The sequence below is a fragment of the Mycobacterium sp. TH-M82 genome, from assembly GCF_057473605.1.
This window is the reverse complement of record NZ_JBYCKY010000592.1, coordinates 1-8398: the sequence shown is the minus strand read 5'-3', so window position 1 is coordinate 8398 and position 8398 is coordinate 1. Positions and strand designations below refer to the sequence as shown.

9 protein-coding genes and 1 pseudogene are annotated in these 8398 nt (G+C 68.4%); 4 read left to right on the top strand and 6 right to left on the bottom strand.

All coding sequences use genetic code 11. The features are described from left to right. Together AC2VON_RS17765 and AC2VON_RS17760 are read right to left on the bottom strand one after the other, a co-directional pair. Positions 1-331 (bottom strand): annotated as a pseudogene (locus AC2VON_RS17765) (DUF222 domain-containing protein); the annotation flags it as partial. Positions 332-376: 45 nt separating this feature from the next. Next, positions 377-529: a hypothetical protein gene (locus tag AC2VON_RS17760; RefSeq protein ID WP_486954129.1), complete on the bottom strand. Its 153-nt coding sequence runs from the start codon at positions 527-529 to the stop codon at positions 377-379. Between the two features lie 87 nt (positions 530-616). Here AC2VON_RS17760 and hemE point away from each other — a divergent pair, with 87 nt between their 5' ends. The 3 genes from hemE to hemQ are packed head-to-tail and all read left to right on the top strand — an operon-like array spanning position 617 to position 3799. Continuing rightward, positions 617-1687 carry a uroporphyrinogen decarboxylase gene (gene hemE / locus AC2VON_RS17755; protein ID WP_486954128.1) on the top strand — a complete coding sequence of 357 codons (1071 nt, stop codon included), beginning with the start codon at positions 617-619 and terminating at the stop codon, positions 1685-1687. Continuing rightward, on the top strand, positions 1684-3072 hold the full coding sequence (locus AC2VON_RS17750) for a protoporphyrinogen oxidase (protein WP_486954127.1): 1389 nt from the start codon (positions 1684-1686) through the stop codon (positions 3070-3072). Before hemE ends, AC2VON_RS17750 begins: the two co-directional genes overlap by 4 nt. Before the next feature lie 22 nt (positions 3073-3094). Continuing rightward, positions 3095-3799: a hydrogen peroxide-dependent heme synthase gene (gene hemQ, locus AC2VON_RS17745; protein WP_486954126.1), complete on the top strand. Its 705-nt coding sequence runs from the start codon at positions 3095-3097 to the stop codon at positions 3797-3799. 83 nt (positions 3800-3882) lie between these two features. On the opposite strand, the gene msrB is transcribed toward hemQ, so the two are convergent. Genes msrB through AC2VON_RS17725 form a run of 4 tightly spaced genes read right to left on the bottom strand, consistent with a single transcriptional unit; the run spans position 3883 to position 8009 of the window. Beyond that, complete coding sequence (gene msrB / locus AC2VON_RS17740) at positions 3883-4287, bottom strand: peptide-methionine (R)-S-oxide reductase MsrB (RefSeq protein WP_486954130.1); 405 nt, start codon at positions 4285-4287, stop codon at positions 3883-3885. A 17-nt stretch (positions 4288-4304) separates the two neighbouring features. Beyond that, positions 4305-5603, bottom strand: a complete 1299-nt coding sequence (gene aftC, locus AC2VON_RS17735) for an arabinofuranan 3-O-arabinosyltransferase (RefSeq protein WP_486954125.1) — start codon at positions 5601-5603, stop codon at positions 4305-4307. A gap of 32 nt (positions 5604-5635) precedes the next feature. Next, the gene (locus AC2VON_RS17730) at positions 5636-7204 is read right to left on the bottom strand and encodes an alpha/beta hydrolase (RefSeq protein WP_486954124.1); all 1569 of its coding nucleotides are present in this window, start codon (positions 7202-7204) and stop codon (positions 5636-5638) included. 25 nt (positions 7205-7229) lie between these two features. Continuing rightward, positions 7230-8009: a pyrimidine reductase family protein gene (locus AC2VON_RS17725; RefSeq protein ID WP_486954123.1), complete on the bottom strand. Its 780-nt coding sequence runs from the start codon at positions 8007-8009 to the stop codon at positions 7230-7232. A gap of 177 nt (positions 8010-8186) precedes the next feature. Here AC2VON_RS17725 and AC2VON_RS17720 point away from each other — a divergent pair, with 177 nt between their 5' ends. Continuing rightward, complete coding sequence (locus AC2VON_RS17720) at positions 8187-8375, top strand: hypothetical protein (RefSeq protein ID WP_486954122.1); 189 nt, start codon at positions 8187-8189, stop codon at positions 8373-8375. The last annotated feature ends 23 nt before the right edge of the window (positions 8376-8398 follow it).

Here is an 8398-nt window from a genome sequence, read left to right as displayed (position 1 = left end):
CGTGGTCCCAGATGGAAAACTCCCGGTCGGCCTGCTGTTCGCGGCGCCGGCGCAGCGCATCGGCGTCGGCGTGGGCCACGATCTTGTCGGCATAGCCGAAGAGCCGGCTGCGCGTCATCGGCGGCCACCGCTGCGCGCGCTGCGCCAGGGTGGCATCCACGGCCGCCAGCACCTCGGGATCGGTGATCACATCGGTGGGCTAGACGATGGTGCGAAACATCGCGTAGCTGATATCTCCGGCGCGCAGCAACTCCCCCACTCGGGGTAGGCGGGTGCGCATCGCCCGGGCGTCATACAGATAGCTTTCGGCCCAGTTGCGGCTGATCCGCAACGTCGCAGCGATCTCGCCGGTGATCAGCGACGCGGTATCACTGGCTCAGGTCTCGCACTTTCCCCAACGGCGCAACCACAGCAGATCGAGCTCACTGACCGCGGCCAACCGCTCACCAGCGGCCCGGTTCTCCGCCCGCGTCGCCGCGGTCATCCGATCAACCAGCACCGCAGCCGCCTCGGCCATCCCATCGAACATGCTAGCGATACTAGCGACCGGGCCAGACATTGATTCCGTGCGATCATCCGCCAACCCGCGATCAGCCTCGTGGCAGCATTGAACCCGATGACTACCCGTCGTGAACTGCCCGATTCGCCGTATCTGGTCGCCGCGGCCGGCCGCAAACCCAGCCGGGTGCCGGTGTGGTTCATGCGGCAGGCTGGCCGGTCGCTGCCGGAATACCGGGTGCTGCGGGCACGGCACAGCATGCTGGAGGCCTGCCTGGACGCCGAGTTGATCTGTGAGGTCACACTGCAGCCGGTGCGTCGCCACCATGTCGACGCGGCGATCGTGTTCTCTGACATCGTGGTGCCGCTGCTTGGGGCCGGCGTCGACGTGGACCTCGTCGCGGACGTCGGGCCGGTGATTGCGTCGCCGGTGCGCAGCGAGGCCGACATCGCCGCATTGAAACCTCTTGACCCGCAACATATCGAGGCCGTCGCGGCGGCGGTGGCGCTGCTGGTGAAGACACTCGGCGAGGTGCCGCTGATCGGTTTCGCGGGTGCGCCATTCACCCTGGCCTCCTATCTGGTCGAGGGCGGTCCGAGCCGCACCCACGCCCGCACCAAGGCGATGATGCTCGGCACCCCGGACAGTTGGCACGCCTTGATGACGAAGCTGACCGACCTGACCATCGCGTTCCTGGCCATGCAGCTCGACGCCGGGGTGGATGCGATACAGATGTTCGACTCGTGGGCCGGAACGCTGTCGCTGGCCGACTACCGCTCCCATGTGCTGCCGCACAGTGCCCGGGTGTTCGCTGCGCTGGCCGACCGTGGAGATCAGGATGTGCCGATGACGCACTTCGGGGTCGGCACCGCCGAGCTGCTGGGTGCAATGGCCCAAGCACTCAAGCCGGCCCGGGCGGCGGTGATCGGGGTGGACTGGCGGACGGCGCTGACCGATGCCGCCACCCGGACCGGCGCCGGCGTCGTCCTGCAGGGCAACCTGGACCCGGCGGTGCTGCTGGCGGGCTGGCCGGTGGTGCAGCGTGCGGCGCACGCCGTGGTCGACGACGGCCGCCGCGCCATCGACGCCGGAGCGTCAGGGCACGTCTTCAACCTCGGGCACGGGGTGCTGCCGGAGACCGACCCGGGCGTGCTCACCGAGCTGGTGTCGCTGGTACATTCGCTGTGACAACCTCGTATCATATTGTCGGGGGCGGTATTTCCGGGTTAGCCGTTGCATACCGGTTGCGGGCGACGGTCGGCGACGACGCCGACATCACGCTGTTCGACCCGGGCGACCGGCTCGGCGGGGTGCTGCGAACCGAGCAGCTCGCCGGTGTCCCGATGGAGGTGGGCGCCGAGGCGTTCGTGGCCCGTCGGCCGGAGGTGCCCGCCCTGCTGGAAGAGCTCGGCCTGGCGGAGCGGCAGTCGGCCACCACCGGCGCCCGGCCGCTGCTCTACAGTCGGCACAAACTGAACCCGTTGCCGCCGGACACGCTCAGCGGGATCCCGTCGTCGGCGAAGTCCATGATCGGGTTGGTCGACCATGAAACGATCGCCCGCATCGACGGAGAATCCGCCCGCCGGCTGTGCTGGCGGCCCGGCAGCGACCTCAGTGTGGCCGAGCTGGTGGCCGACCGGTTCGGTGAGCAGGTGGTGGCCCGCTCGGTGGACCCGCTGATCGGTGGGGTGTACGCCGGCTCGGCTGCGACCGTCGGGGTGCGGTCGGCGGTGCCGGGCCTGGCCGCTGAACTCGACCGCGGTGCCTCCAGCCTCACCGACGCGGTCCGCCGGGCACTGCCGCCACATCGCGGTGCACCGGTGTTCGCTGCGGTGACCGGCGGCTATGCGGTGCTGGTCGATGCGCTGGTCCGCCGCAGCGGGTTGCGCTGGATTCAGGCCGCGGTGGCAGAAATCGGCGGTGGCCCGGGCGGCTGGACGCTGCGTGATGACGCCGGCGGCCGCTGGCACGCCGACGCACTGATCCTGGCGGTGCCCGCCCCGGGACTGGCCCGGCTGGCCAGCGGCGTCGCACCGCGCACCGCGGCGGCCGCGGAGAGGATCGACAGCGCATCCTCGACGGTGGTGGCGCTCGGGGTGGTCGGCGGCGCGGCGTTCCCGGACAGCTCCGGTGTGCTGGTGGTCGACGGCGAACCGGTGCGTGCCAAGGCGATCACGCTGTCGTCACGCAAGTGGGGGATCTGGGGTAGCGATCCCAGTGACGGCGATCACCCGTCCGTGGAGTTGCTGCGGTTGTCGTTCGGCCGGTTCGGCGACATCCCTGACCTTGTCGGCCGGGCCTCCGACGACGAGCTGCTGAGCTGGGCGGTGCGCGATCTCGACACTGTCTTCGGTGTCACCGTCGACCCGGTCGAAGCCCGAGTGCAGCGCTGGGCCGACGCGATGCCGCAGTATCGGCCCGGCCACGGCGAACTGGTCGCCGAGTTGCTCGCCGGGTTACCGCCGACGATGGCCGTCGCGGGCAATTTCCTGAACGGAATCGGGGTTCCTGCCTGCATCGCAACGGCCGACCGGGCGGTCGCGGCTGTGACCAGCGCCACCTCCGCTGGGTAGTAGCCCGTGGCACGATGGCTTTATGGCGCACCTCGACTACGACGCGCTGAACGCCACCCTGCGGTACCTGATGTTCTCGGTGTTCTCGGTGCGACCCGGCGGGCTCGACGCAGGATCGCACAACCGGGAAGAGATTGCCGACGAGACCGCCACCTTCATCAAACAGCAGGAAGAGCGGGGCGTCGTGGTACGCGGTCTCTACGACATCGCGGGTCTGCGCGCTGACGCGGACTTCATGATGTGGACACACGCCGAGCGGGTTGAAGCGCTGCAAGCCACCTATGCCGACTTTCGGCGCACCACCACGCTGGGACGCAGCTGCACGCCGGTGTGGAGCAGTGTGGGGTTGCACCGGCCCGCGGAATTCAACAAAAGCCACATCCCGGCGTTTCTGGCCGGCGAAGAACCGGGCGCCTACATCTGTGTCTACCCGTTCGTGCGGTCTTACCAGTGGTATCTGCTGCCCGAAGAGGAGCGGCGCCGGATGCTGGCCGAGCACGGCATGAAAGCCCGGGCGTACAAGGAGGTTCGTGCCAACACCGTGCCCGCGTTCGCGCTGGGCGACTACGAGTGGCTGCTGGCCTTCGAAGCGCCGGAACTGGACCGCATCGTCGATCTGATGCGTGACCTGCGCAACACCGATGCTCGCCTGCACACCCGCGCAGAGACCCCGTTTTACACCGGTGCGCGAGTGGACGTCGAGCGGTTGGTCGCCTCGCTGCCGTGACGGGTCGACTCGTTACACCGAAACTGTAGTTAGCGTGCAAAAGTGCGCGCGAGTGACGGCCACGGCAACTACAGTCTCGACACTCAAGCCGGCACCAAGCGCAAACAAATCGAGTTGATGCAGTACCGCTGGTCGGTCGGGGTGGGGTAGCCCTCGCCGGTGAACACATGGCCCAGGTGGCTGTTGCAGTTGGCGCACAGCACTTCGGTGCGGACCATGCCCAGCGAGTCGTCGGGGTGCAGGATCACCGCTTCGGAGTTCGCCGGGTCGAAGAACGACGGCCAGCCGCAGTGGGAGTGGAATTTCTCGGTGCTGCGGAACAATTCGGCGCCGCAGGCCCGACACTGGTAGACACCCTCGGTGGTGGTGTCGGTGTACTGACCGGTGTGTGGCGGTTCGGTGCCCGCTCGGCGCAGCACCGAAAACTCTTCCGGCGTGAGCCTCTCGCGCCATTGCGCATCGGTGAGTCCGAGCTTCGGGCAGGGGATACCGGACGATTTCGGCGTCATATCTCCACGCTAGCGTGCTGCTTTGCGGCCGTCAGCCAGGCCGGGTCGATGCCGTCGTCCAGCCGACTCTCCTCTCGGGCGTCCAGGTAACGGAAGCACAGCACCGCGCAGACCACGATCAGCACCAAACACCAGCCGTAGGTGATCTTCAGATACTCCAGCGGACGCCCGATAAACATCCAGTTGAACAGCAACCAGCGGTCCAGCGTCATGAAGCCGTAGATGCCCAGCCACGCCGGCCAGTTGCGCAGCACCGAGTTCGGCAGCACCACCGTCATCAGGAACGGGAACAGCACCATCGAGTAGTAGCCCTGCCCTAGTGACAACACCAGAAACGACGCGATCAGCAGCACCCCCGACGAGGTCAGCACCCAGAACAGCGGATCGCGGGTGAGATAGTAGCGGTACAGCAGCCACAGGCTGACACCCGCGATCGCCGCGAACAGCACCCGCAGGAACAGGATCAGCGCAGTCGGCAGTCCGAAGAACACCCCGTTGCCCAGGATCGAGGAGTTGAAGTAGTCCCGGGTGCCGAGGATGTAGGGCAGCGTGCGGGTGACGAAGTCCATCGGGTCGGGCACCAACGGCCAGGCGGCCAGGTTGAACGCCAGCGGCACGCCGATCGCGGTCACCAGCGCTCGCCACTGCCGGCTCAGCAGCGGCAGCAGCAGCAGCGGCAGCAGCACGGGTTTGACCACCAGAGTCAATCCGATCGCCACACCCGCCCACCACTGGCGCCCGACGCGCCCGTCGAGCAGCCACCGGAAGAACAGCACCTCGGCCAGTAGGACCGCCCCGTTGATGTTGGTGAACACCAGGGTGTTGGTCACGCTCTCGGTGCAGAACATGGCCAGCAGCAGCGCCGGGGCCGCCACCGACGTCAACGTGTAGCCGAACAGCCGCAGCAACAGGTAGGCGGCGATCAGGATGGCGAGGAGGTTGACCAGGATGAACGTGTACCGCGACACCGTCTCCGGCAGGAGCCCGAACGGCGCCATCAGCAGGGTGCCGCCGGGCGGGTAGAGGTAGTGGGGGTCGACGTAGTCGAAGTGCTCGTTGTAGATGTCCAGGCCGTGCCGGAAATTCAGCACGGCCCGATAGACCGGCTTGAAGTCGTCGGTGATGTTGCCGTTGGTGGTCAGCACCACGCTGCGGTGGATCACCGACAGGACGGCCGCAGGCCACAGCATCGAGCGCAGCACCGTCGAGGCGCCGGGCGCGCTGGTGGGCGGGCGGAACGCGGCCAGCAGGCCGGCGCGGATGTGCTCGGCTGACGTCACCAGCGCACCGTACACCGGATCCGCGCGGTGCCGACCGTAAGGCTGGCTCAGGCCGGGCAGTAGGTGTCGGTGTCGGGCAGTTCGCCGCTGTCCAGGTATTTGATCAGCGGCGGTACCGCACAGGACGAGTAGATGCTGGCGCCGTGACCGATGCCCTGCCACATCACCCGCTTGCTGGCCGCACCGCCGTTGATGACGGTGGCGGTGGTGGCCGCGACCCCCTCGGCGCCGACGATCGGGTCGTCGTGCACGCCGAGCAGCAGCACGTCGACCTTGAGGTCCTTCGGCGGTTCCGATGCGGTGCTGCTCGGCCAGCTCAGGCACTTCACCAGGTCGAGCGCCGCGACGGTGCCGAACTGCGGGTACTGCTTGCCCCAGGCGACCACCAACTCGCGAACCCGGTCCGGGGTCGGACGGTCGAGCGCGTCTGCGCACGAGTTGACGAACCGGCCGTCGCTGGCCTGGATCGCTTCAGCCCGGTTGATCAGACTGGTCAACAGGTTGGCGTCCCCGGAGCGCGCGGTCGCCAGCGCATTGGCCAGGTCGGTGGTGCTGGCGACCCGGTCACCGGTGGGGTAGCCCAAGGCGACGATGATCGCACGGACCACCGCGGACACCGAGGCGCCGCCGGGACCGTTGCCGGACCGGGCGGCGGCCAGCAGCGCGTCGACGACGCCCTTCGGGTCGGGGCCGAGCGCGCAGTTCACCGCGACGCACTGCGCAGCGAACGCGTCGAGAGCGGCCTGCTGCCCTTTGACCCGCTGCTCGGCGGCGGCTTCGGCGCCCACCCCCAGCGCGATCGGCGAGTCGAGCGCCAGCCTGGCCACCTTGTCGGTATGTGACGCGGCGTAGCTCATCGCGATCTGGGCGCCGTTGCCGACGCCGATCAGGGCAAGTGCCGGCACATCCCAGATGCTGCGCAGCCGTTCGATGTCGGTGGCGGCGTGTGCGTTGTCGTAGGAGGACTCGCCGGACGAAATGATGTCGGTGCAGTCGGTGGTGGCCTCGGTCACGACCTTGCCCAAGTTGGCCACCGGGTCATCGCCCGGCTCGAATTGCGCCTGGTTCCACATCTCCTGACGTTGCAAACGGTCTCGGCAATCCACCGCGCTCGACATCCCCATTCCGCGGCGGTCCACCGCGACGATCGGGTGGGTGCGCAGCACGTCGGCACCGGCCCGCGACAGCCAGACCGGCAGCTGCAAAGACGACGGCAGGTCCCAGCCGGTGGTGAACACCACCGGTCCGGCGTCGGCCGGGGTCTGCACCGAGCGGGCACGGACCACGCCGATGCTCACCAGTGAAGATCCGCCCCCGAGCGAGTCGACGTCGGAGTCGTAGCTGGCGCAGTCCAATTTGACACCCGCCGCCGGCGTGACCGCCGCATCGCCGAACACCCGCGCGGTGCAGTCGTGCCAGGGCAGCTTGTTCTTCGGCACGGCGATCGGCGGCGGGCCGGCCTGCGGCGTCGCCTCTGGCTGCCCCTGGGGTCCGGCGCCGGAGTCGGTGGCAAAACGCGGGTTGGCGGCCAGGGTGGGCGGCGCACAGCCGGCCAGCAGCGTGATCGCCGCGAAGAGCAGCACGGCTCGCCTGGTGCGGGTGGCCGGCCGAGTCATAGGCACCACGATAGCGACCGCTGCTTCAGGTGCTCCTGACATAACGGGCGTAGAGGTAGCCGGCGCCGTCGGTGAGTAGATGGGCGCGGCGCATCGGGGTCCGCACCTGGCCGGGACCGGCCGCGATGCGGGGGGCCTGGCCACCGACGACGTAGGGGGCCACGGTCAGGCACAGCTCGTCGAGCAGGTCGCACTCTATGAACGAACCCAGCAGCGTCGGACCGCCCTCGGTGAGCACCCGGTGCTGGCCGCGTGCGCTGAGCGCGGTCAGCGCGGCGGCCTCGTCAACCCGGTCGGGGTCGCCGGCCGAGCAGTTGATCACCTCGGCGAGTCCGGCCAGCTGGTCTGCCGTCTCATCGGTGGCAGCCGCACAGGTCAGCACCAGGGGCGGGACTTCGGTCCTGGTGAACACCGGCAGGTCGCGGTCGAGGCGGCCGGATCTGGTGACGATCGCCAGCGGCGGCACTTCTCCTTGCCCGCGGGCCCGCCGGTGCTGGCGCTGGGTGACGCCGAGACGCACACTCCCGTAGTTCTCGGTGCGCACCGTACCGGCGCCGACCACGATGACGTCGGCATGCTCGCGCAGCAGGCTGAACAGTACCCGGTCGCCGGGCCCGGCCAGCCCGCCCGACCTTCCGGCGACGGTGGCGCCGCCGTCGAGGCTGGCGATGAAATTGGCGCGCAGCCAGGTGGCTTGGCGTTCCGGGTAGGGCTGCGGGTAGGCATAGAGCCGGGACAGGTCGTCGTCGCCGAGCTCGCTGGTCGACCCGAGCAGCCGCAGTACTGCCTCGTGGTCGTCCGCCATGGGTTTGATTGCAGCACGTGGCTACGGTGCCTGCATGACCGACCCCAGCGTCGTCGGGGCCGCCGCCAGTTGAAGTCGCCGAGCCGCGGATGTGAGTAACCGGTTTCTTGCAGTTAACGCCATCGCAACGGTGGTGTATCGAGGTTCGCCGATGGTGGTGCTATAGCCCGGACTCGTGTGAGAGGCCCGCCGATGCTCAGCTCGAAATCTGCCGTGATCGTTAAGGAGACGCTGCCCGTCCTCGGCGCGATGATCGAAGAGATCACGACCCGTTTCTACGCGACGATGTTCGTTGTGATGGCGCTCAGCGAAAGTGCTCAGTTTTGCTCGGTGAAACTGCTCACCGGTGACGGGTGTCTACTGTAGCGGTTCTCGTCGGTGGGAGCGTA